Annotated in this window: 22 protein-coding genes; 8 read left to right on the top strand and 14 right to left on the bottom strand. The window is 58.6% G+C overall.

Annotated features, from left to right (window positions below; all coding sequences use genetic code 11):
• Window positions 1-2 precede the first annotated feature (2 nt).
• A complete protein-coding gene (locus DK510_RS22285) occupies window positions 3-1,016 on the bottom strand; it encodes a hypothetical protein (protein WP_109313975.1) in 1,014 nt (337 codons plus the stop codon).
• A 153-nt stretch (window positions 1,017-1,169) separates the two neighbouring features.
• Between DK510_RS22285 and DK510_RS22280 the strand changes: the two genes are divergently transcribed.
• Complete coding sequence (locus DK510_RS22280; RefSeq protein WP_109313997.1) at window positions 1,170-2,105, top strand: DMT family transporter; 936 nt, start codon at window positions 1,170-1,172, stop codon at window positions 2,103-2,105.
• A gap of 321 nt (window positions 2,106-2,426) precedes the next feature.
• Entirely contained in the window at window positions 2,427-3,185 is a 759-nt protein-coding gene (locus DK510_RS22275) for a Hint domain-containing protein (RefSeq protein ID WP_234999203.1), read from the top strand.
• Window positions 3,186-3,249: 64 nt separating this feature from the next.
• Here the strand turns inward: DK510_RS22275 and DK510_RS22270 are convergent, their stop codons facing one another.
• From DK510_RS22270 to DK510_RS22235, 8 genes are all read right to left on the bottom strand, one after another.
• The gene (locus DK510_RS22270) at window positions 3,250-5,451 is read right to left on the bottom strand and encodes a 3-hydroxyacyl-CoA dehydrogenase NAD-binding domain-containing protein (protein ID WP_109313973.1); all 2,202 of its coding nucleotides are present in this window, start codon (window positions 5,449-5,451) and stop codon (window positions 3,250-3,252) included.
• Entirely contained in the window at window positions 5,444-5,932 is a 489-nt protein-coding gene (locus DK510_RS22265) for a cupin domain-containing protein (RefSeq protein WP_109313972.1), read from the bottom strand. The genes DK510_RS22270 and DK510_RS22265 overlap by 8 nt, the downstream gene beginning before the upstream one ends.
• Window positions 5,932-7,143 (bottom strand): acetyl-CoA C-acetyltransferase, encoded by a 1,212-nt coding sequence (locus DK510_RS22260; protein ID WP_109313971.1) that lies wholly within the window; start codon window positions 7,141-7,143, stop codon window positions 5,932-5,934. The genes DK510_RS22265 and DK510_RS22260 overlap by 1 nt, the downstream gene beginning before the upstream one ends.
• 11 nt (window positions 7,144-7,154) lie before the next feature.
• The gene (locus DK510_RS22255) at window positions 7,155-7,793 is read right to left on the bottom strand and encodes a glutathione S-transferase family protein (RefSeq protein WP_109313970.1); all 639 of its coding nucleotides are present in this window, start codon (window positions 7,791-7,793) and stop codon (window positions 7,155-7,157) included.
• A gap of 135 nt (window positions 7,794-7,928) precedes the next feature.
• Entirely contained in the window at window positions 7,929-8,141 is a 213-nt protein-coding gene (locus DK510_RS22250) for a hypothetical protein (protein ID WP_109313969.1), read from the bottom strand.
• A 54-nt stretch (window positions 8,142-8,195) separates the two neighbouring features.
• Window positions 8,196-9,977 (bottom strand): acyl-CoA dehydrogenase C-terminal domain-containing protein, encoded by a 1,782-nt coding sequence (locus tag DK510_RS22245; RefSeq protein WP_058274211.1) that lies wholly within the window; start codon window positions 9,975-9,977, stop codon window positions 8,196-8,198.
• A 49-nt stretch (window positions 9,978-10,026) separates the two neighbouring features.
• Complete coding sequence (locus DK510_RS22240; protein ID WP_058274210.1) at window positions 10,027-10,428, bottom strand: MerR family DNA-binding transcriptional regulator; 402 nt, start codon at window positions 10,426-10,428, stop codon at window positions 10,027-10,029.
• Window positions 10,429-10,711: 283 nt separating this feature from the next.
• Window positions 10,712-11,080, bottom strand: a complete 369-nt coding sequence (locus DK510_RS22235) for a MerR family DNA-binding transcriptional regulator (protein WP_058275812.1) — start codon at window positions 11,078-11,080, stop codon at window positions 10,712-10,714.
• Window positions 11,081-11,197: 117 nt separating this feature from the next.
• Between DK510_RS22235 and DK510_RS22230 the strand changes: the two genes are divergently transcribed.
• From DK510_RS22230 to DK510_RS22220, 3 genes are read left to right on the top strand one after another with little or no spacing between them, the layout of a single operon-like run.
• Complete coding sequence (locus DK510_RS22230) at window positions 11,198-11,617, top strand: PaaI family thioesterase (RefSeq protein ID WP_108860423.1); 420 nt, start codon at window positions 11,198-11,200, stop codon at window positions 11,615-11,617.
• Window positions 11,617-12,135, top strand: coding sequence for a PaaI family thioesterase (locus DK510_RS22225; protein WP_109313968.1), 519 nt, complete (start codon window positions 11,617-11,619; stop codon window positions 12,133-12,135). Before DK510_RS22230 ends, DK510_RS22225 begins: the two co-directional genes overlap by 1 nt.
• Window positions 12,136-12,140: 5 nt before the next feature.
• On the top strand, window positions 12,141-13,457 hold the full coding sequence (locus DK510_RS22220) for an MATE family efflux transporter (RefSeq protein WP_109313967.1): 1,317 nt from the start codon (window positions 12,141-12,143) through the stop codon (window positions 13,455-13,457).
• On the opposite strand, the gene arsC is transcribed toward DK510_RS22220, so the two are convergent.
• Genes arsC through DK510_RS22200 form a run of 4 tightly spaced genes read right to left on the bottom strand, consistent with a single transcriptional unit; the run spans window position 13,454 to window position 15,613 of the window.
• Window positions 13,454-13,795 (bottom strand): arsenate reductase (glutaredoxin), encoded by a 342-nt coding sequence (gene arsC / locus DK510_RS22215; RefSeq protein WP_109313966.1) that lies wholly within the window; start codon window positions 13,793-13,795, stop codon window positions 13,454-13,456. The two genes, DK510_RS22220 and arsC, sit on opposite strands and share 4 nt — an antisense overlap.
• On the bottom strand, window positions 13,792-14,850 hold the full coding sequence (locus DK510_RS22210; protein WP_109313965.1) for a quinone-dependent dihydroorotate dehydrogenase: 1,059 nt from the start codon (window positions 14,848-14,850) through the stop codon (window positions 13,792-13,794). The genes arsC and DK510_RS22210 overlap by 4 nt, the downstream gene beginning before the upstream one ends.
• Window positions 14,847-15,278, bottom strand: a complete 432-nt coding sequence (locus tag DK510_RS22205; RefSeq protein WP_109313964.1) for a DUF1330 domain-containing protein — start codon at window positions 15,276-15,278, stop codon at window positions 14,847-14,849. The genes DK510_RS22210 and DK510_RS22205 overlap by 4 nt, the downstream gene beginning before the upstream one ends.
• Window positions 15,275-15,613, bottom strand: a complete 339-nt coding sequence (locus tag DK510_RS22200) for a DUF952 domain-containing protein (RefSeq protein ID WP_109313963.1) — start codon at window positions 15,611-15,613, stop codon at window positions 15,275-15,277. Before DK510_RS22200 ends, DK510_RS22205 begins: the two co-directional genes overlap by 4 nt.
• A 108-nt stretch (window positions 15,614-15,721) precedes the next feature.
• Between DK510_RS22200 and DK510_RS22195 the strand changes: the two genes are divergently transcribed.
• The 3 genes from DK510_RS22195 to mnmH all read left to right on the top strand — a co-directional run bounded on the left by DK510_RS22195 (window position 15,722) and on the right by mnmH (window position 19,200).
• Window positions 15,722-17,299 carry a bifunctional UDP-sugar hydrolase/5'-nucleotidase gene (locus DK510_RS22195; RefSeq protein ID WP_109313962.1) on the top strand — a complete coding sequence of 526 codons (1,578 nt, stop codon included), beginning with the start codon at window positions 15,722-15,724 and terminating at the stop codon, window positions 17,297-17,299.
• Window positions 17,300-17,439: 140 nt separating this feature from the next.
• A complete protein-coding gene (locus DK510_RS22190) occupies window positions 17,440-18,105 on the top strand; it encodes an SOS response-associated peptidase (RefSeq protein ID WP_109313961.1) in 666 nt (221 codons plus the stop codon).
• A 42-nt stretch (window positions 18,106-18,147) separates the two neighbouring features.
• Window positions 18,148-19,200 carry a tRNA 2-selenouridine(34) synthase MnmH gene (gene mnmH / locus DK510_RS22185; protein WP_109313960.1) on the top strand — a complete coding sequence of 351 codons (1,053 nt, stop codon included), beginning with the start codon at window positions 18,148-18,150 and terminating at the stop codon, window positions 19,198-19,200.
• Here the strand turns inward: mnmH and selD are convergent.
• Entirely contained in the window at window positions 19,191-21,350 is a 2,160-nt protein-coding gene (gene selD / locus DK510_RS22180) for a selenide, water dikinase SelD (RefSeq protein WP_109313959.1), read from the bottom strand. The two genes, mnmH and selD, sit on opposite strands and share 10 nt — an antisense overlap.
• Window positions 21,351-21,354: the final 4 nt, after the last annotated feature.

Here is a 21,354-nt window from a genome sequence, read left to right as displayed (position 1 = left end):
GCCTACTCGCCACAGATATTCTGCAGTCGGACCCAATCGCGGTCCGGCAGCACTTGCGGCAGCGGGCGCCCGGCCATCGGGTCGGCCTCGATCAAGCCCAGAGTGTCTTCCCCCGTGACATCCACAGCATAGGCATATGGCGTTGAAGGCAGCGCCGCTTGGGCGAAAACTTCCAGCAAATCTTGATCGGACAAAGTTGGGCGCGGTTCTGACAAGACCTGTTCGGTATAGGCGTCAACGATCTCGGGCGTCAGCTCTCCGGTTGTCAGCAGGCGAAACGCCGTAGTTGGGCCGGTTCGGTCCAGTACCTCGTCCAAGGGATCCTGTGCGGCGGCCCGCGCGCGTTCGGCAATGATGTAACCGGCGGCGATGGATGGGTCCTCGTGATCTTCAACCAATGAGCGGTTCAACAGAATGATCCCACCAGGCAGGCCGAGGCTTGTTTGTACCCCAGCGGGCAGAATAACGACCTCTCGCACTCCGGTTCGGGCTGCCAGTTGGTCCAACGCAGCCTGTGCATCCTCTGAGGTGCACGAAACACCCGAAACCCGTTCAATCCGGTGCAGGATCGCATCTCCGATATCGTATCGCTTGATCTCGGGGACAACAGAAACGACGTGGTTTTGCAGCGCGGCCGGAACCCAAAGCAGCAATAGCGCGGCAACTGCAGCAACCACACCCGCAACACTAAGCCAGCGCAACCGTCCGGGATGCGGGCGCGACCGATCAATTGCCTTTTGCAAACGGTCGATCGCCGCGATCATCGTCGTCTCGGTTTCCTCCAGCTCCAGCGTTTCGTCGGGGTCGCCGTCCGGGTTGAAGATTGCGGGATAAAGTCCTGGGTTCTGTCGTTCCAGCGCAGCCAATGACCAATGGGTCAATGCCCGATCGTTGAAATCAGAAATCGTCAGCGTTGCTTCGCCAATCGACACCACAACCTCGCGCCGCTGCACGTCGGGCGAGGGGCGCCACAGACCGGTGGCTTCGATCCGTTCGTACTGTTTCAGAGCCGTCATCAAGGTGAAGTTTGCTCGTTATTATTTTGCCCCAGCTTAACATGGTAAATTCAAAGGGCGCAAACCAGTTGCGCCGTCTGCAGTAAATGTGCTGGATACAACGGCGCGCGAAGGATCGGCCTGTCGTGCTCCACTGTTATGCCGAGGTGAATGATGCAGGCGGACACTCAGACGTCACCCATACTGGCATCGGTGCTGATGATCAGCGCGATGGCCATCATCGGGGTGATAGACAACGTGGTGATCCTGTTGGCGGAAACGGTTGGCCTGTGGCAATTCCACCTGAGCCGCGCGTTGCTGATGTTGCCGCTGATCTTTGGTCTGTCGCTATTGGGGCTGGGCAGTATGCGCCCGAAACGATTTGGCCCGGTGATTCTGCGCAGCGTACTGATCACCCTGGCCATGTTGTTCTATTTCGCGTCGCTTGCGGTCATGCCGATTGCGCAGGCGCTGGCCGGGTTATTCACATCGCCGATCTTTGTCCTGTTGATCTCGGCCCTGGCAATGAAACAACGGATTGGTCCTTGGCGTATCGTTGCGGTTTTTCTGGGGTTTGCAGGGATCCTGTGCGTGCTGCAGCTTGACCCCTACGATTTCGATACCCGCAGCCTGTTGCCGGTCGCCGGGGGCCTGTTCTACGCGTTGAGTGCCGTTATCACGCGCAGCCACTGTTCGGATGAAAGCACCGTCGCTCTGTTGGCCGCGATGATCATCACGCTGGGGGCGGCCGGGGGGATCGGTCTTCTGGTTCTCGAGCTGATTCCGGTGGCCGCGCCGGATGGTCCCGACGGTTTCGCCGCGCGGGGTTGGGTCTGGCAGATGCAACCAGCATTGCCGTGGATCGCAATACAGGCGGTTGGTTCCACGATTGCCGTCTTCATGTTGATCAAGGCCTATCAGGTGGGCGAGCCGTCCTATGTCGCGGTCTTTGAGTACTCGGTCATGATCTTTGGTCCGCTCTTTGCTTTTGCGGCCTTCGGGCAGGCAATCGGGCCGATGCAGATTGCTGGGATTGGCTTGATCGCAATCGCTGGTGCCCTGTTGGGATGGCGTGCAGGGCGCGAGGCTGCTCGGCCAGAACCTGTTTAGGCGTATCCTGAGGCCAGCCTATTGTTTTGAGTGGGCAAGCGGGGATCATTCAGACCTGATACCGATGGGAGTAACATGACCCGGGCGATTTCAATCGACGGGTTCCGACAGATTCGGCCGCACGGATGAGCGCTGGCGGTCATTATAGTTTCCAAAAATCTGCCAATATTTTCCAATTGCGCAGTGTTGTTCAGAGAATTGTTGTTTTTCACGGCCTTAAGAGCGCAAATTGGGCGGCAATGTGTCTAAACAAAGTCGGCCATGTTTAAGTTGTGCTAGTCGTTATGAGTAGTTGTTTTGTGTCAGAAGTGGGTGCGACACGTGTTAAAAGTACAGAGTGTTTTGAGTTATGAGGCCGTTCCGAACCATCAAGTGCAGGACAACCCTGCGGTTTCGTTGAACGCGCGTCGGGGTGGTTTTGTCCACGGAACTAAGATTGCGACGGATCGCGGTTGGCAGCCTGTTGAAGGACTGCAAGCAGGCGATCTGATCCGAACGATGGACAACGGGTTCAGGGCAGTCTCGCGGGTTGCGACCGATTGCATCGCAATCCCTGCCAGTGAGACCAAAGCGGAAAACCTGCCGGTCCGTGTGCCGTCAAACACTTTGTATAATGGCGATCCGGTCTGGTTGATGCCAGAGCAGGGCGTGGCGTTGGATAATACCAAACTGAACCGGGGTCCGATCACGCTGCCGATCAGCATGCCCGTGGTCCCAGCGCGGGTTCTCAGCGGTACGTTCCGGCTTTCGTCCAGCGCGCCATCATTGCTGTTTGAGGTTGGTTCGTTGTTCTTTGAGCAAGACGAAGTGATCTACATTGAGGGCGGACTGCGCGCCTTTTGTCCTGCGGGCCGCTTTGGGTCGAACAGCCGGCCCGCGAATGCCTCTTACAAGGTGGTCGATGCTGAGCGGACCGAAGATCTGATCGACATGGTCGCGCATAGCAGGGATGTAGCAGTGCTTGCAAACTCACTGGGCGCGCTACCGGCGCCGATCATGCAGAACCCGATATTTCCAGCGCGGCCTGTTATGGGCGCGCGACGTCCCGGGCGGCCGGGGCGGCCTGCTCCGATATTCTAATTTATTTAAAGCTATTGATTAAAGAATGGCGCTGGCGCGGTAACCCGCACCAGCGTCTATTTTTTTAGGCAGCTTTTGCTTCGGGGTCAAAGCGACCATAGAAGCTCTGGCCTTTCTCAGCCATCCCTCGCAGCAGCGGCGGGCAGGTGAAACGTTCGCCATACTGTGCCGTCAATTGGTCGCAACGCTCGGCGGCGTAGGGCGTGCCAATGATGTCCAGCCAGCTGAGCGGACCACCCGACCATGGCGCAAAGCCCCAGCCAAGGATCGCACCTACGTCGCCTTCGCGGATGTCCTCCAGAACGCCTTCTTCCAACGCGCGGACCGCTTCCAGAACCTGCGCGAACATCAGACGTTCTTGCACTTCGATCAGGTCAGGCTGGTCCTCGGCATGCGGGTATTTCTCCTGCAGACCCTTCCAGTACTCGGTGCGCTTGCCTTTTTCGTCATAGTCGAAGAAGCCCGCGTTTGCCTTGCGGCCCAGACGGCCCTGTTCTTCCATCCAGAAGATCAGATCATCGCCCGGGTTTTCCGGATAGGCATCGCCCATCGCGGCTTTGGTGGCGCGTGCAATCTTGGCGCCCAGATCAATCGAGGTTTCATCGTTCAGCTGGATCGGACCAACGGGGAAGCCCAACTGACGCGCGGCGTTGTCAATCAGCACAGGGCTGACGCCCTCGGTGATCATGCGCAAACCTTCGTTGATGTAGGGAATGATGCAGCGGTTGGCATAGAAGAAGCGTGCGTCGTTGACCACGATCGGCGTCTTGCGGATCTGGCGGACATAGTCCAGTGCCTTGGCCACCGCGCGATCACCTGTTTCCTTGCCTTTGATGATCTCGACCAGGAACATCTTCTCGACTGGCGAGAAGAAGTGGATGCCGATGAACTGATCCGGACGCACCGACGCCTTGGCCAGATCGCTGATCGGCAGGGTCGAAGTGTTCGACGCAAAAATGCAATCCTCAGGGATAATCGCCTCGACCTTCTTGGTCATCTCGGCCTTTACGCCGACGTCTTCAAACACGGCTTCGATGATCAGGTCGCAGCCCTTGAGGTTGTCCAGATCCGGCGTCGCAGAGATGCGACCCAGCATGGCCTCTTTCTTCTCAGCGGTGACCTTGCCGCGCTTCATACCCTTGTCCAGGTAGCTCTCGGTGTAGGCCTTGCCTTTATCCGCGGCCTCTTGGTCACGGTCGATCAGAACCACTTCCATACCGGCCTGAGCTGAGACCAGCGCGATACCGGCACCCATCATGCCCGCGCCCAGAACGCCGATCTTCTTGACCCGCTGATCGGGTACGCCCGCCGGACGCACAGCGCCTTTTTCCAACGCTTCCTTGTTCAGGAACAGCGACCGGATCATCGCACCCGACGACGGGTTCATCAAAACAGATGTAAACCAGCGCGCTTCGATCTTCAGCGCGGTGTCGAAATCGACCAGTGCGCCTTCGTAAACTGCACTCAGCAGAGCCTTAGCCGCAGGGAAGGCGCCTTGGGTTTTGCCGTTCACCATCGCCGATGCGCCGACAAAGTTCATGAAACCGGCAGGGTGATAGGGGGCACCGCCGGGCATCTTATAGCCCTTCGCATCCCAGGGTTTGACGATATCCGCGTCCTTGGCGTTCAGCACCCATTCCTTGGCTGCGGCCATCGGGTCGGCTGCGATCTCGTCAATATAACCCGCGCCCTTGGCTTTCTTGACGTCCAGCATTTTGCCTTCCAGCAGCAGCGGAGCGGCGGCAATCGCGCCAACCTTGCGGACCATCCGGGTGGTGCCACCAGCGCCTGGGAAGATGCCAACCATGATCTCGGGCAGGCCGTATTTCGCTTTTGGGTTCTCGGCTGCAAAGATGCGGTGCGTGGACAGCGGCAGTTCCATGCCAATGCCAGCAGCGGTGCCAGGCAGAACGGTGGCAATCGGCTTGCCGCCCTTCTTGGTCTTGGGGTCCATGCCTGCCATCTCGATTTTACGCAGCAGGGCGTGCATCTGCATCGTGCCCTCGAACAGGCCTTTTGCCGGGTTGTCGCCCGCCTGTTCCTTCATCACTGCCAACAGGTTCAGGTCCATGCCGCCTGCAAAGGACCCGTCCTTACCGGATGTGATAACGATCCCTTTGACGTCGTCATCAGCCAGCGCCTGATCGACCAGATCGCTCAGTTGCGCCAGCCCGTCAAAGGACATCACGTTCATGGTTTTCCCGGGCACGTCCCAGGTGATAGTGGCGACGCCGTCTGCGTCTTTGCTCAGAGTGAAATCAGTCATTGTCATCTCCAATCTGGTCAGCCGTCAGCGGGCTGCCATCCTTGCGGGTGAAGGCGAATCCGTTCTCATCATCCTTCACCATCATGTCTATGTCGCTGTAATAGCCGGTCTCGGTCGGGGTCCGTGTGCCCACTACCAGAAAGGTCGCGGGCGCATCGGTTTTGTTCACAAGGTGGTGGCCGTTGGCCTCACCTGCGGGCCAAGCGGCGCAATCGCCGGGCTGCATCTCATGCTCACCATCATCATCGATCAGCACGCAGGTGCCGCTGAGCATGATGGCAAATTCGTCCTGCTCCATGTGGTAATGGCGCAGCGAAGACATGCCTTGCGGTTCCAACCGCACGATGTTGACCCCGTATTGGGACAGCCCGCCTGCATCGCCCACACGCTGGACGAAACGACCTGCGGTCGCCTCGGCCAGTTTGCCGGGATAGGCCGAGCCACCCTGAAACAGGATCTGAGAGAGATCCAGCTTGGGCATCAGACGCGCTCGATGATCGTCGCTGCACCCATACCGGATGCAATGCAGAGCGTGGCCAGACCGGTTTCCTTGTCCTGACGCTCCAGTTCATCCAGCAGAGTGCCGATGATCATCGCACCGGTTGCGCCCAGCGGGTGGCCCATGGCGATCGAACCGCCGTTGACGTTGACCAAACCGGGGTCGACATCAAACGCCTGCTGGAACCGCAGAACGACTGAAGCAAAAGCTTCGTTCACTTCGAACAGGTCCAGATCACTGATCTTCATACCGTTGTCGGCCAGAATCTTCTCGGTCACCGGTACCGGGCCGGTCAGCATGATGGTCGGGTCGGTGCCAATCTTGGCGGTTGCCTTGATGCGCGCGCGCGGCTTGAGGCCGTGTTTCTCGCCGAATTCCTTGTTGCCGATGAGAACCGCCGCCGCACCATCCACGATGCCCGAGCTGTTGCCCGCGTGGTGGATGTGGTTGATCTTTTCCAGATGCGGGTATTTCAGCATCGCCACCTTATCAAAGCCGGGCATCTGTTCGCCCATCATCTGGAAGGCCGGGTTCAGGCCGCCAAGGCTTTGCATGTCAGTGCCGGGGCGCATGTATTCGTCGCGGTCCAGAATGGTCAGGCCGTTCTGATCCTTGATGGTGATAACCGATTTCTCAAAGCGGTTGTCTGCCCATGCTTCCGCGGCTCGGCGTTGCGATTCCATCGCCAACGCGTCTGCGTCATCACGGCTAAAGCCATATTCGGTCGCGATGATATCGGCCGAGATTCCCTGTGGCACGAAATAGGTGTCCATCGCCAGCGAGGGATCAACGGCAATCGCTGCGCCGTCGCTGCCCATGGCCACGCGTCCCATCATTTCCACGCCACCTGCGATGTACGCTTGGCCAGCGCCGCCCTTGACCTGGTTTGCCGCCAGGTTCACAGCTTCCATGCCGGATGCACAGAAACGGTTGATCGCCAGGCCGGGGATCGACTGGTCCAGGTCCGAGGCCAGAACAGCCGAACGTGCCAGACAGCCGCCTTGTTCCATCACCTGCGTGACATTTCCCCAGATCACGTCCTCAACGGCGTGGCCTTCCAGATTGTTGCGCTCTTTCACCGCATTCAGGGTCAGGGCGGACAGGCGTACCGAGGTTACCTCGTGCAGGCTGCCATCCTTGCGGCCCTTGCCGCGCGGGGTGCGCAGGGCGTCATAAATATAAGCTTCGGTCATGGGGTCTCTCCTTAAGCTCGATCCGACGGTTTGCCGGGCATCAGGTCATAGGGGTGTTTCCAGCCTGGCTGTTCTGACAAGCGGGTCATCCAGGCATCGATATGGGGCCAGTCGGCGCGGTCAAAGCCGAATGGTTCAGGGTAATACAGATAGCTGCAGCAGCTGAGATCGGCATTCGTGACGTCATCACCAACAATCCAATCGCGGCCTTCAAGATGAGTGTTCAGAACGTCATAGGCCGCTTTGAGGCGACCTTGATTGAAGGCAATTACATCAGGATTTCGGTGCTGTTCCGGCAAGAAGTTGATCAGGAAACGGGTCAAGCCAGCCATTGAGCTGAGCTTGTGATTGTCCCACAGCACCCAGCGCAGAACGTCGTAGTTCTCATCCCGGTTCTTACCGCCGAACTTGCCGGATTTCTCAGTCACATAGGCCTGAATGGCGCCCGATTGGCTGGTCCGGAAATCGCCATCGACCAGCACGGGCGCTTCGCCCATTTCATTGACTTCGGCGCGGTATTCTGGAGTACGTGTAACGCCTTTGAAGAAGTCTACAAAAACCGGCTCCCAGTCCAGCCCGGACATTTCCAGGGCCAAGGCAGCCTTGTAGCTGTTTCCGCTTTCTCCGAAGCAATGAAGTTCGATTGTCATGTGATCGCCCCTCCCAAGGCGTACGGTGCGAAGTCGAAACTCGCGTATTTCGAGAAAGACGATCCGCTTGGCTGTGCGCCAAAGGGCATTGTCTTGCTGAAAACACGCCCACCTGAGTGAAGGTGGCTGTAGTGTTTAACGCTTGCGGTTATCCAACTCGGAATTGAAGATTCGCAGGCGATGGGTCAGGTTGTCCTCGTTGATCACGTTGTTGAAATTCTCGAACAGAAACGACAGTGCTTCTCCTTCGTCCAATCCAGCATCACGCGCGAACGCTTTGAGCTTGCGATACCCGTCTTCGGTCATTGCGACGGGAAAGCGGCGGGTTAGTCGAAAACGCTTTGGCATGTGGTTCCTCCGGTAAGCTGGGTCCGGGCAATATCGCCCGGACCCAGACTGAGATCAGAAGTTCGCCGCGTCCAGAGCCATGACCGTGTCCGCGCCCGTCTGGATACGTGCCAGATGCATGCCTGTAGCAGGCAGGCGGCGCGCCATGTAGAAACGGCCGGTGTTGATCTTGGTCTCGTAGAACTCTTTGTCCGACGCGCCGCCATCCAGCGCATCTTGCGCGGCTTTGGCCATCTGCGCCCACATCAAGCCCAGGCAAACATGTCCAAACATGTGCATGAAGTCATAAGAACCGGACAGAGCATTGTTGGGGTTCTTCATGCCTTCCTGCATGAAGTACATGCCAGCGGCCTGCAGGTCTTTGGACGCAGCCTTCAGCGGTTCGATGAAGGCCTTGTCATAGGCTTCGTCTTTACCAGCGTTGTCTTTGCAGAATGTCTTGACCATGTCGAAGAACGCCATGACGTGCTTGCCGCCGTCTTGCGCCAGCTTACGACCGACAAGGTCCAACGCCTGGACGCCGTTGGCGCCTTCGTAGATCATCGCGATGCGTGCGTCGCGGGTGTATTGCGACATGCCCCATTCTTCGATGTAGCCATGACCGCCATAGACCTGCTGTGCCTGAACGGTCATGTCATAGCCCTGATCGGTCAAAAAGCCTTTGATGACCGGTGTCAGCAGCGAGATCAGTCCGTCCGCATCTTTGTCGTTTGACCGGTGTGCTTTGTCGATCATGGTCGCGCCCCACAGGATGAACGCGCGCGCACCTTCGGTGAAGCTTTTCTGATCCATCAGGTTGCGGCGAATGTCCGGGTGCACGATCAGCGGATCGGCGGGGCCGTCCGGGTTCTTTACACCGGTCACGTCACGGCCCTGCAGGCGGTCTTTGGCGTATTCGACGGCATTCTGGTACGCGGCCTCTGCCTGAGACAGGCCTTGCATGCCCACACCCAGACGCGCTTCGTTCATCATTGTGAACATGGCACGCATGCCTTTGTGCTCTTCGCCCAGCAGCCAGCCGGTGGCTTCGTCATAGTTCATGACGCAGGTCGAGTTGCCGTGGATACCCATCTTCTCTTCGATCTTGCCGACCGAGACACCGTTACGCTCGCCCGGCGTACCATCTTCATTGACGATGAACTTGGGCACGATGAACAGGGAGACGCCCTTGATGCCTTCGGGGCCGCCGGGGATCTTGGCCAACACCAGGTGGATGATGTTGTCAGCCATGTCGTGATCGCCGGACGAGATAAATATCTTTTGGCCCGAAATCTTATAGCTGCCATCGCTCTGCGGTTCTGCTTTGGTGCGCATCAGGCCCAGATCGGTGCCGCAATGCGGTTCCGTCAGGTTCATGGTGCCGGTCCATTCGCAGCTGACCATATTGGGCAGGTATTTGTCTTTCTGTTCGTCGGTTCCGTGCGCCAGGATCGCTGACGCCGCGCCGTGCGTCAGGCCCTGATACATCACGAATGCCTGGTTCGCAGCCGAGAACATCTCGCCAACGGCGGTGCCCAGGACGTATGGCATGTTCTGACCGCCATACTCTTCCGGCATGTCGAGGCCAGTCCAGCCACCTTCTTTCATCTGCTCAAAAGCGTCTTTGAACCCGGTGGGCGTGTATACGATACCGTTTTCCAACCGGCATCCTTCGGTGTCCCCAACCACGTTCAGCGGGTGCAGAACATTGGTGGCCACTTTGCCTGCTTCTTCCAGAACGGCGCCTGTGAATTCGGCTTCAAGCTCGTTGTACCCCGGAACGTCGGAGTCCGAGATTTTCAGTACGTCGTGCAGAATGAACTGCGTATCTTTGGTTGGCGCGTTGTAGACGGGCATGTGAAGCTCCCTTTAATTCATATGTCCGGGTGGTAGGCAGGCGAGGGGGTTACTCGGCAGCCTTTTTGTCTTGTTTGACCGAGGCGATGACTTTCTCGCCCCAGCGCAACTGTTCTTTCAGATCGTCGATCGCCTGGGTCAGTTCCTCACGGCGCGCTTCCATATCTTCCAGGCGCTCGCACGCAATTTCATAGGTGCGTGATATCTGAGTCATCTGTTGGTCGCCGACATGGTAAAGGTCCAGAAGCTGGCGTATTTCTTCAAGGCTGAACCCAAAGCGCTTGCCGCGCAGGATGAGTTTCAGGCGGGCACGATCACTTTTGGTGAACAGCCGTTTCTGACCTTCGCGGATCGGAAACAAAAGCTCTTTGGCCTCGTAAAACCGCAACGTGCGGGGCGTGACATCATATGTCTCGCACATTTCTCGGATGGTCATCAGATCTTCGGTCATGGTTTCAGCACTCTCGTCACTGGCGTCAATGAAAGTCAGTTGCGCAGTCGATGCGCACGTTACAACATGTAGATGACGTTCACGTAATGTGAACGCTGCGTCACAACAGAAGTTTACGTAACTTCCGCGCGCGTCAAGTCGCGGATTTCCGACTTTTTCGGAATTAACGTAACGGAATTTGTGGGTGCCAATTCCCGCAGAGCGACCCAACACACCTTAAGGCATGGCCGAAGTGTGCGAGAGTCGCTTCATTTTTTGAGTGCGCGATGGTGCGCCAACGGAATCACTCGAGCGATTTGGCAGTCTGGTCGCGCATCTCGGTCAGGGCATCAATTGCCTCGTCCAATTGCTGTTTTTGCTGGTTCAGTTCGACGATCTGCTTATCCGCGACGTCGACAAATGCACGCATTTGGATCTCGTTGCCTTCATTTTCATAGATCAGCAGCCACTGCCGGATATCTTCCAGCGAAAACCCATATTTGCGGCCGCGCAGGATCAAAGTCATGCGTGCGCATTCCCGCGGACCATAATATCGCGATCTGCCTTCCCGATCGGGTTGCAGCAATTCGATGTACTCATAGTAGCGCAGGGTACGTGGAGTCACATCGTACTCGGCGCACATCTCTTTGAATGACAAACGGTTGTCGGACATTCCTGATCTCCTCTGGCGCAGCCTATGTTCTGTCAGCGGCAAGCGCAACCGGCGGGCTTGCTCTTTTGGCGGACACGGGCTCATAAAGGGATAAACCAAAAGAACGGATTCAAGTACATGGTCGACAAAGCCGCAATTGCGCGCCAGTTCATCGAGGCGATCCCGCATGCAAGGGCGTTGGGTCTGAAGCTGACCTCAATCGGAAATGGCGAAGCGGGTATTACAATGCCGTACAGCAAAGAGCTTGTTGGCGATCCGCGCACCGGGGTGATTCATGGCGGCGCTGTTTTCGCCGCACTGGATACCTGTTGTGGTGCCGCCGTCATGAGCCATCCGTCGGCCCCAGGGGGTACGGCGACAATTGACCTGAGGATCGACTATATGCGGGCGGCAACACCGGGACAGACGATAACGACCCAGGCGACATGCTACCACATCACACGGAACGTCGCCTTTGTGCGCGCGACGGCGATGGACGAAGACGATGGTCTTCCGGTGGCCACAGCGGCAGGGTCATTCACGGTGGAGGGTCTGTAATGGCGCGTACTCGCCCTGAACCAGTGCAGGTCGTAAAACAACGCCGGGATGCGGCGCTGAATGCTATAGTCGATGGTGTGCCTTACATCCGGTTTCTCGACATCGGCTTTGATCGCCGCGGTGATGAACTGACCGGCGTGTTGAACTTCGACCAGAAACTGATCGGCAACCCGTTACTGCCCGCATTGCACGGCGGCGTCACGGCGGCGTTTCTAGAAGTCACGGCCGTCATCACGCTGAGTTGGGAGTTCTTGCTGCCCAAGATCGAAAGCGGGGAACTGAATGCCAGTGATATCGCCGACTATGAAAAGGTACGTTTTCCAAAGACCGTCGATTTCACCGTCGACTATCTGCGGTCAGGCCTGCCGCGTGATGCCTATGCACGCGCGTTCATCAGTCGGGCCGGGCGTCGCTATGCCTCTGTCCGGGTTGAGGCTTGGCAGGACAATCACGCGAAGCTCTTTGCACAGGCTTCGGGACATTTCCTGATGCCACAGCCCGCTACCGACAGAAAATAAAGCCCATGCAGGACGCTTCGGCACCCATTACGCATAAGCGGGTGCTCCGGATTGCAGCGCCGATCGTATTGTCCAATGCGACGGTGCCAATTCTGGGGGCGGTGGATACTGGTGTCGTAGGGCAGTTGGGTCAAGCGGCCCCAATCGGTGCGGTCGGCATGGGAGCCGTTATTCTAGCGACCATCTACTGGGTGTTCGGGTTCCTGCGTATGGGGACAACCGGTCTTGCTGCCCAGGCACGTGGTGCAGGGGACACGGCGGAAACCGGAGCCTTGCTGATGCGCGGGCTATTGTTGGGCGGCGCGGCAGGTTTGTTCTTTATCCTGACACAAGTCTGGTTGTTCTGGGGGGCGTTCGCCCTGTCTCCAGCCAGTCCCGAGGTCGAGTCGCTGACCCGTGCGTATCTGGAGATCCGTATCTGGGGTGCCCCGGCGACGATCGCGCTTTTTGCCGTGACAGGTTGGCTGATCGCGGTAGAGCGCACCAAGGGTGTGTTCGTTTTGCAGATCTGGATGAACGGGCTGAACATCGTTCTGGATCTCTGGTTTGTTCTTGGCCTTGGCTGGGGCGTCGAAGGTGTCGCCATCGCGACGCTCATCGCCGAATGGACCGGGTTGGCGCTTGGTCTCTGGTTGTGCCACGACGCTTTCGCTGGAAATCAGTGGCGCGACTGGCCCAGGATCTTTGACCCAGCGCGTCTGCGCCGAATGATGCAGGTGAACGGCGACATAATGGTGCGTTCGGTGCTTTTGACCGGCGCATTTACCACTTTTTTGTTTGTTGGTTCCGATCTGGGGGACGTCAATCTGGCGGCAAATCAGGTGCTGCTGCAATTTCTTGAGATCACGGCTTTTGCCTTGGACGGTTTCGCATTCTCTGCCGAGGCGCTGGTGGGCAGCGCGGTCGGTGCACGTGATCGCGCCCAGGTACGGCGCGCGTCGATCATGGCCTCGCAATGGGGCGTCGGAGGTGCGTTTGCCCTGGGTCTTGTGTTTTTTCTGACCGGACCATCCCTGATTGATCTGATGTCAACCTCACCCGAAGTACGGGTTGCCGCGCGCGAGTTCCTGCTCTGGGCGGCCCTTGCGCCGGTGATCGGCGTAGCCAGCTGGATGTTCGACGGTATCTATATCGGGGCGACCTGGACCCGCGCCATGCGGCAGGCGATGATCCAGTCCGTCGCGATCTATGTGGTGGCCCTGTTCCTGCTGGTGCCGACGTTCGGTAATCATGGGCTTTGGGCCGCGCTGATGGTCCTGAACATCGTGCGCGGGGTCACGTTGGGATGGCGATACCCTAAGCTGGAAGCGCAGATCGCTTAAAGCAGCGACAGCAGGTTTTCGGGCGGACGACCAATCGCGGCCTTGTCGCCGGCAATGGCCAGAGGACGCTCGATCAGGATGGGGTTTTCCGCCATAGCCTGGATCAGGTCATCATCGGGCGTTGTTTTTGACAGGCCCAGTTCCTTGAACCGCTTTTCGCCTGTCCGCATCATCTCGATGGCCGGAATTCCCAATTGGGACAACACCGCGCGCAGCTCATCAGCCGACGGCGCATCCTCCAGATATTTGCGAACCTTGACGGTCGCACCTTTTTCTTCCAGCAACGCCAGACCTGTGCGGGATTTTGAACAGCGCGGGTTATGCCAATAGTCAATCACAGCCAGTCCTCTCTTTTGCTGCCAACGGCCTCTGCGACCGAAGTGAACCCGTCTTGCGCCAGCAGGTCATCCAGACCTTCGGCAATTTCTGCGGCCAGTGAAATGCCGCCATAGACCATGGCCGTATAGAACTGCACAGCCGAAGCCCCGGCGCAGATCTTGGCGTAAGCCTGCTTTGCCGACCCGATCCCGCCAACGCCAATCAACGGGATTTGCCCGTCGGTCAACTGGCTAAGACGTGCCAGAACGCGGGTCGATTTCTGGAATAACGGTGCGCCGGACAGACCGCCTGCTTCACCCTTATGGGCACTGCGCAGACCATCGCGTGACAGGGTGGTGTTGGTGGCAATCACCGCATCCACGCCGGTTTCGCGGGCCACATCGGCGATGTCGTGCAATTCGCCTTCGGTCAGATCCGGGGCAATCTTCAGGAAGATCGGCAAGGTGCGGGGCAGTGCGTCGCGGGTTTCAATCACGCCACTTAGCAGTGCACTCAGGGCCGCCTTGCCCTGAAGATCACGCAGTTTTTCCGTATTCGGAGATGAGACGTTGACCGTGGCAAAATCCAGATGCGCGGCGCAATGGGCCAGGACCTTGGCGAAATCGCCGGGGCGGTCGTCGCTGTCTTTGTTGGCACCCAGGTTCAGGCCAATCACCGCGTCCTTTGGACGGTCAGCCAGACGGCGGGCCATGACCTCCATGCCTTCGTTGTTGAACCCGAACCGGTTGATGGCGGCCATGTCCTGGGTCAGGCGGAACAGACGTGGTTTCGGGTTGCCGGGCTGCGGGCGCGGGGTCACGGCACCGACCTCGATAAACCCGAACCCCGCGCGGGCCAAAGGCGCAAGAACCTCACCATTCTTGTCGAAGCCTGCGGCCAGGCCAACGGGATTCGGCAGGTCCAATCCCGCCACTTCGGTGCGCAACCGATTGGAGGTCACTGGTCCCGGCGCAGGGGCCAATCCGGCCTTTAGCGCATTGATAGATAGCCCGTGAGCTGTCTCAGGATCCATGCGGTGCAGGGCTGCCAGCCCCAGTTTTTCAGTCAGTTTCATCCGAATGCCTCTCCGCCACCGGTAGGGGCGCATCGTATAAGGCGCGAGGTTTCGACGGCGGCTTGGCGGTGCGCCACAGCCATTTGGTAAACCGGGTCCGTTACCATTTCCAGAAACGCGTGTGCCGTGGGATAGCGGGCGATGAACACTGCGTCCCAGTCTTCGTCCTGCGGGCCGATCAGTGTCGTCTGAAACACGCCGCGCCACAGGATCGAAGCGCCAAGGCGCGCTATGATCAGAGCGGTTTCCGAGCCGTACTTGCCGAAAGCCTGCACGCCGGTCAGCCCGACATCCGCGAGACTGTGCCCCGCAGGATAATCAGCAGTTTCGCGGAACTTCACCAAGTTCAGCATCTCGATCGGGCGGTCCCGATCAAGGTCTTTGAAGGCCTCAAACTGGGCGCGGTCCGGATCGACAAAATTGGTCATTCCATATCCTTCGGAAACTGGTGAGCGGTTCCATCGAAGGGCAGGGCGCGCGACCAGACAATATCGGTCATTTTGATCTGCCGGTATAGATGCGGGAAAAGCGCGCCACCGCGCGAAACCTCCCATTTTAGGTCGTCGCCCATCGCATCAGCGTCGCATGCCAGCAGGGTCAGCCCTTCGACACCGGCAAAGTGTTTGGCGGCTGTTTCTGCGGCCTGCTTGGCGGTCGAAAAATGAACATATCCGTCAGAGACATCAATCGGAGCCCCGTCTGATGCGCCTTGCGCCTGTAACGTGGCCCATTCATCGGCCCGAAATATTTTGTAAATCAGCATGCGGTCGTGATGCACCGGGCCACGGGTAGAATCAAGCCGGATTTCCCCCTTTGACTCTCGGCGTTGCGCGTCGCAACATCTCCGCAATTAACAATAGGGAGTTAAACTATGCTCACCCGTCTTTTGACATCTGCCGCCGCGCTCAGCCTGACCGCAGGCATGGCATTTGCCGAGTACAAACTGACGATTCTGCACACCAACGATTTCCACTCGCGTTTTGAGCCGATCAACAAATACGACAGCGGTTGCGGTGATGAAGACAACGCCGAAGGCAAGTGCTTTGGCGGTTCCGCGCGCTTGGTCACTGCGGTCGAGGAGGCGCGTGGCCGTGCCGAAAACTCGATTCTAGTTGATGGCGGAGACCAGTTCCAGGGATCTCTGTTCTATACCTATTACAAGGGCAAGGTCGCGGCCGAGTTCATGAACAAGCTGGGCTACAACGCGATGACGGTGGGTAACCACGAATTCGACGACGGCCCCGAGGTTCTGCGCGGCTTTATCGACTCGGTCGATTTCCCGGTTCTAATGTCCAATGCGGATATTGCGGACGAAGAGTTGCTGACCGACAAGATCAAGAAATCGACCGTGATCGAAGTTGGCGGCGAAAAGATCGGCCTGATCGGCCTGACACCTATCGACACTGATGAACTTGCCTCGCCCGGGCCGAATATCTCGTTCTCGGACCCGGTGCCTGCGGTTCAGGCTGAGGTGGATAAGCTGACCGGTGAAGGCGTCAACAAGATCATCGTTCTCAGCCACTCGGGCTACGGTGTGGATCAGCGCGTCGCGCAGGAAACCACCGGCGTTGACGTGATCGTTGGCGGACACTCGAACACATATCTGTCGAACACGTCGGACAAGGCCGCTGGCCCGTATCCGACCGTGGTCAACGGCGTTCAGATCGTTCAGGCCTACGCCTACGGCAAATTCTTGGGTGAGCTGAATGTGACCTTTGACGATGACGGCAACGTGGTTGCGGCTGCCGGCGAGCCGCTAATCATGGACAACACCGTTACCGAGGATCAGGCGGCTCTGGATCGTATTGCCGAACTGGCGGTACCTCTGGATGAAATCCGCAACAAGGTGGTTGCAAGCTCTGCCGATGCCATTGAAGGCGACCGCGCTGTTTGCCGCGTTCAGGAATGCCAGATGGGCAACCTTGTAGCCGACGCCATGCTGGCTCGGGTCGCGGATCAGGGCGTCAAGATTGCGATTGCCAACTCGGGCGGTCTGCGGGCTTCGATCGATCCGGGCGACGTGACCATGGGCGAAGTGCTGACCGTGCTGCCGTTCCAGAACACGTTGTCGACCTTTGAGATCAGCGGCCAGGGCGTCATCGATGCGCTGGAAAACGGCGTCAGCCAGGTGGAAGAGGTCAAAGGCCGCTTTCCGCAGGTTGCTGGCCTGACCTTCACCTGGGACCCGGCCGTTGCGCCGAACGAAGGGCGTATCGCTGAGGTCATGGTTGCCGACGGAGACGGGTTTGTTCCCATCGATCCGGCCGCGACTTATCTGGTGGTCACCAACAACTACGTCCGCAATGGCGGTGATGGCTATAAGATGTTCTCGGGCGACGACAAGAACGCCTATGACTTTGGCCCCGATCTGGCCGATGTAACGGCAGAATACCTGGCCGAAAACGCGCCCTACACGCCTTATCTGGATGGGCGGATCAAGCAGAAGTAAATCTGCATCGATAAACAACCCAAAAGGCCGCGTTTGACGCGGCCTTTTCAGTCTTATGGTCAGAAACGGCTTGATGGCGTTCCACTCGGTATCGGCGAAAACGACATTAACCTACAGTTTCTGAAGAAGGGACAAGGCCTATGTGCGGACGGTTTGCCGTAACACTTCCCAACGATGCAATGGCGCAGCTTTTTTCGGCCCGCCCGGCTAACAATTTGCCACCGGTCCCGAATTTCAACGTCTGCCCGACCAATCAGGTGCATGTGGTGCGCGCGGGCGAAAACGGGCGTACGCTTGATCCGCTGCGCTGGGGGTTTTTGCCCCATTGGTACAAGGCCGAAAACGCAGGACCTCTGTTGATCAACGCGCGGGCGGAAACGCTTGCCGAAAAGCCCGCCTTTCGCGCTGCATGCCGCGAACGCCGCTGCCTGATCGCCGCGACGGGGTTCTATGAATGGACCAAGACGGAACAAGGCGACAGGTTGCCATGGTACATCTTCCGTCAGGACAACGCACCGATTGCCTTTGCCGGTGTTTGGCAGGATTGGGGGCCTGAAGATGCGCGGCAGGGCACCTGCGCCATCGTCACGACGCCGGCCAACCGTCACCTCAGCGCGATCCATCATCGCATGCCTTTGATTCTGGAACCCGATGACTGGCCGCTGTGGCTGGGGGAGGCCGGAAAGGGGGCCGCGCGTCTGATGCAGCCAGGGGACGAAGATGTCCTCAGCTATCATCGCGTCAGCCCGACCGTGAATTCGAACCGCGCCAGCGGGCTGGAATTGATTGAACCGATCGAAATTTAGCCCTGCCTTTTCATTCACGGCTTTGCGGGATAGACCTCTGACATGGTTCTGAAATTCGACAGTTTGCCCGATCTATATGCGCATGAATTTGACACGGTGATCGACGTGCGCAGCCCGGCGGAATTTGACGAAGACCACCTTCCCGGCGCCATCAGCCTGCCTGTTCTCGACAACGAAGAACGCGCCCGCGTCGGTATAATCTATGTTCAGGAAAGTCCCTTTCTGGCGCGCAAACTAGGGGCCGCGCTGGTGTTTCGGAATGCGGCCAATCACATCGAGAACAGCCTGTCCCATCATGAAGGAGCGTGGCGACCTTTGGTGTATTGCTGGCGCGGTGGGCAAAGATCGGGTTCGTTCACATGGATGCTACAACAGATCGGCTGGCGAGCCGAAGTGGTGGAGGGTGGCTATCGCAGCTATCGCCGGTTGGTGAAACGGTATCTTTATGATGACCCGCTGCCGCATCACCTGATCGCGCTGGACGGATATACCGGCACGGCCAAGACTGAATTGTTGGTGCATCTTGCGGCTCGCGGCGTTCAGGTTCTGGATCTAGAGGGGCTGGCCAACCACCGTGGGTCCTTGCTGGGTGATATGCCCGGTGGACAACCCAGCCAAAAGGCGTTCGAGTCTGCCCTATCGTCTGTGCTGTGCCGTCTGGACATGTCGCGCCCCGTGGTGGTCGAGGCGGAGTCGTCCAAAATCGGGTCTCTGATCCTGCCGCCGACGCTTTGGGTGGCTTTACGCCAAGCCCCGCGCATCCAGATCACAGCCTCCGTTCAGGCGCGTTCGGACTACTTGGTATCCGCCTATGATGACGTTCTGTCGGACTCTGACCGCCTGCGCGACCGCCTTTCCCCGCTGCGGTTTCACCGCGGGCATGACGTGGTGGACGGTTGGCTGGACATGATTGACGCTGGTGACAAACGCGCACTGACTCAGGCGTTGATCGAGCAGCACTATGATCCTGCATATGCCAAGTCCAGCCGCGTTCGCAGGTCGGACGTTATCGCGAAAATCCATGCTTCGGCGCTGGATCATGCTGGCTTGTCTGCAACAGCAGCGCAGATCGAAGCCATTCTGGGTCAGGTTTGAACCCGAAGCCCCGATGCATCGGTCATGTGCCCAATGATTACGGCAGGATATCCCGCTTCGCGCAAAGCTTCGCAAATCACCCGCGCCTGATCTGCAGGTACTGCGGCCAGTAAGCCTCCGGCAGTCTGAGGATCATACAGCAGGTCAGCTTTGCCGCCCGTCGGTAATTCGGGCGTAATCGCGCGATTGTCTTCGAACAGTGTTGACCGGATGCCCTGCGCGGCCAGTTCCCGCGCGCCAACCATCACCGGAACTGCCTCCAGATCCAGGGTGGCACCGCAACCCGAGGCCTCGGTCATGCCCAGCAGGTGTCCAGCCAGACCAAATCCCGTTACATCGGTCATCGCATGTGCGCCTGCCAATACTTCCGAAGCCCTGCCTTGTGGGTGCACCATATGTGCAAGGGCCGCCGCAACCCATTCGCCCTTTGCTGCGCCCGCCATCTCTGCCGCCATCAGAACGCCGCTGCCCAACGGTTTGGTCAGGATCAGGGCATCACCGGGTCTGGCGCCGGTCAGTGTGATCGGGTCGGCGTCGCACAGACCGGTCAGGGTGAACCCGATCGTCATCTCGTCACCCATCGAGCTGTGGCCGCCGACAATTTCGGCCCCGGCGGTACGGATGACGTCGCTGGCCGTGGTCATAATCTCGGCCATGGTGCGACGCTGAAGGGTTGGCGACATGCGGGGCAGGATGATCGTCGTCGTGGCGGCCTGTGGGCGGGCCCCCATGGCCCAGATATCCCCGAGCGCGTGAACCGCTGCAATGCGAGTCATTAAGGCGGGATCGTCCACGAAGCCGCGCAGATGGTCCGAGGTCATGACCTGCCGGGCACCCCCAGTCTGCAACAGGGCGGCATCATCGCCTAGCAGTGGTGTCACGTCCGCACGAACAGGGGTGGGCAGATCGGCAAGCGCGGATTGCAACGCGCCGCGCCCGACCTTGGCACCGCAGCCCCCGCACATGGGTTTGTCGCCCAAGGCTTCGATCAAACCAGCCGCGTGATGGCGAGGCAAGGACGGAGGCTTCATCTGCGGCAGGTTGCGAAACTTGTCCATAAAACTCTGGTCGATGTGGTTCTTCCATTTCCACATCAACGAACCGCTAAACGAGGTCCCCAGCCGCTCCCCCAATGCAGACTTGCCGCCTAGTGATATGAGCTTGAGGTAATCCTTTTGCGGCTCATACCGACGCGCGACACCTGACCCTAAGGCGGCCCTTAGGTTTTGGTACAATACGGGGGTCTCGCGCACCGCATAAACTCCGGCTTTGGGGCGGGGGTTTTCGGTCAGATGTGCGCAGTCACCCGCCGCAAAAATGGCAGGGTCGCTGGACTGCAATTGAGCGTTGACGCGGATGAAGCCATCCTGAAGATCCAGCCCTGTATTCGCGATCCAGTTATAGGGTTTTGCACCGGCCGCACCAGTTACAAAGCTGGCCGCAATTTGACGGCCATCTTGCAATGCGACGTGATCCTTGGCGATGTGCGAAACAGATGCCTGTTCGACCACTTCGATACCCAGATCAGCCATTGCCTTGCGAATGGTCTGCGCGGATTTGGGATGAGTCGCCGTCAGGACATGTGCGCTGTCAATCAGGGTCAGGTTCGCGGTGCGCCCCTTGGTGCGCAAGGCAAAGGCCATAGCCATGATAAGCTCGGCACCGGCCACCCCGCCGCCGATCACAGCGACCGAGGCGTCACCTGATCTTTCCAGATATTCTGCCCATCTGGCAGCAAACGGGCCCAACGGTTTGGCCGGAACCGCATGCTGGGCAAAACCGGGCACGTCGGGCATGTCCGATGTAATTCCGACATTGACTGAAGCCACGTCAAACGCCACCGGAGGACGGTCTGGCACATGAACCTCGCGTCGGTCTGGGTCGATGCCGGAAACCGCGCCCAGAATGATCCGCGCGCCGGCAAAGCGGGCTAGTCTGACCAGATCTATGTTCAGGTCCTGACGTGCGTAGTGCCCGGCGACAAAGCCCGGCAGCATCCCCGAATATGGCGCCGTGGGACCGGGGTTGATCATCGTCACCCGTGCGCCGGGCAGGGGGTTCATGCCCCACTTGCGCAGCAACAATGCATGGGTGTGACCGCCGCCGATTAGAACCAGATCGCGGGTTAGGGGCAGCGGTGGGTGGTGCATCAAA

Origin of the sequence: Ruegeria sp. AU67, assembly GCF_900312795.1 — a bacterium.
GTDB classification, from domain to species: Bacteria; Pseudomonadota; Alphaproteobacteria; order Rhodobacterales; family Rhodobacteraceae; genus Ruegeria; species Ruegeria atlantica.
This window is presented reverse-complemented; position numbering and strand designations above follow the sequence as displayed.